The sequence below is a fragment of the Escherichia sp. MOD1-EC7011 genome (assembly GCF_002965005.1).
Lineage (GTDB): Bacteria > Pseudomonadota > Gammaproteobacteria > Enterobacterales > Enterobacteriaceae > Escherichia > Escherichia ruysiae.
On the sequence record NZ_PTRD01000066.1, the window covers coordinates 1 to 1,775 of the forward strand.

Below are 1,775 nucleotides of genomic sequence, written 5' to 3' on the forward strand. Positions count from 1 at the left end.
GTTTTAGGTTTTTCTGGTGGGGATGCTGTAAATCATGTCATATACAGAGAAGCTAACGGATGGTTACGCGTCGAATTTACATATAAATCACCAGAAGCAAAAAGCATGTATGGGCGCTTTGAAATGGGAGCAGATAAAAGGGCGATCAAAAAAGGCGATCAGATAATGTTTACTACGCCGCAATTTGAAAAAGGATCGTGTGCATCATCATTTATCGTTACATCAGATGTGGCAGTTACACGGGCTAGTGAAGTGGTAATAATGCCAATAAGACTGAACTGGTCAACGCCCCCGTTAAGCGTTCTTATGGAAGTTAATATCAACTGGGACAAAATGCCAAACAGTGAAGGTTCAGCAAGGCTTCTTAACGTGTCAATAACTGGCGCAACAACGGATGTTGCTGATGAAAGTTATATGTATTTTGGTTTTACCTCTGGAGGCGCGCGCTCAATTATAACTAACGGAAAAGGAACAAAGACCGAGTATAAAGCCTACTGTAACAGGACAACCCGCAGGTTTATTGCTGGGTTTAAGTTTACAGAGCAGAAAGAATTGCGTGCTGTTATAAACGGTAACTTTGGCGCTGTTGGTGTATCACAACACACAAGACAACGTTATACAGAAGGGCCAATAAATATAGGCGGTCAATCAATATCAGGTAACAGGCATTTATTTGGACACGTGCGCAATTTACGTATCTGGCATAAGGAACTGACAGATGCACAAATGGGAGAAAGAATATAATGCGAGACTTAACCCTCAAATTCATAAACAAGGCCGACTTTTCGGCCTTTATGGATAGCATTGGTTATGAAGATGACGAGGTAATGCAGAACAATGTTCTCATTGATGTGATAGGTAACGTGTACAAAGAAACCGGAGAACTGAATGAAGATGGCGAGCCGCTATGTGTTAAGGAAGACGGATATTTTGTAAACGTGCGCATCATTAATGATGTGAAAACACCGTCAATATTCGATGAATACGTGGTTGCTGTTGAGCATCAACTTCGTGGCTGGATGTGAGGAAGAAAAATGGCTACATCGACAGTAATTCCTGATGACATCAAAACGCTAAAGGGAGATGTCAGTAAAACTAAGGAAGATATTTCCTCAATTAACGGAAAAGTATCAACGCTTCAGACTGATATGACCAGTGCAAAGCAGGATATCAGCACCAGATACACAAAAACTGAAGTTGATAATAAGCTGAAAAACAAAGTGGAAGTGAACGATCTGGAAAGTGGTCGTTATGGCGGAGATTTTTATCCACTGACAGGTCGTGAAGCGTTTTATTTATGGAATTTGGCCACGACTACAGCGGCGGCAAACCTTTATCTTAATCCTGACCCCGCAATTTCGTCTGTGCTGCGGTCAACATCGTCTATCCGCTATAAACATTCAGTAGAGACAATAGATTCAGAGCACGCTGATCTCATTTTCAGGATGCGCCCTGTGTGGTACAGGTCACAATGCGAAAATGACAGGCGTGACTGGGGATTCTACGGATTGATTGCCGAGGAAGTAGGAGAAATTGCCCCTCAGTTTGTACACTGGCGACCAGCTAACGAAGATGATGCACCGGAAGCTATTTCCAGCAATGGCCTTGTTGCCGAAGGTGTAATGTACGAACGTCTGGTTGTTCCACTGATTCACCATATCCAGAAGCTGACTGAAAGAGTTGATGAACTTGAGTCAGAATTAAAGTTGTTATCCGTTTCCCGAAGCGATATCGGATAAAGGAGGAGTAATGGATATAACACCTTTCCTTCATGC

At 42.5% G+C, this 1,775-nt stretch carries 2 protein-coding genes and 1 pseudogene; all 3 read left to right on the plus strand.

Going from position 1 to position 1,775, the window contains the following annotated elements; genetic code table 11:
- Nucleotides 1-744, plus strand: a pseudogene (locus A7098_RS23020) (phage tail protein); the annotation flags it as partial.
- Nucleotides 744-1,025 (plus strand): hypothetical protein, encoded by a 282-nt coding sequence (locus A7098_RS23025; protein WP_105281486.1) that lies wholly within the window; start codon nucleotides 744-746, stop codon nucleotides 1,023-1,025. The pseudogene A7098_RS23020 and the gene A7098_RS23025, both read left to right, overlap by 1 nt.
- A 9-nt stretch (nucleotides 1,026-1,034) precedes the next feature.
- Nucleotides 1,035-1,739, plus strand: coding sequence for a tail fiber domain-containing protein (locus A7098_RS23030; protein WP_105281487.1), 705 nt, complete (start codon nucleotides 1,035-1,037; stop codon nucleotides 1,737-1,739).
- Nucleotides 1,740-1,775: the final 36 nt, after the last annotated feature.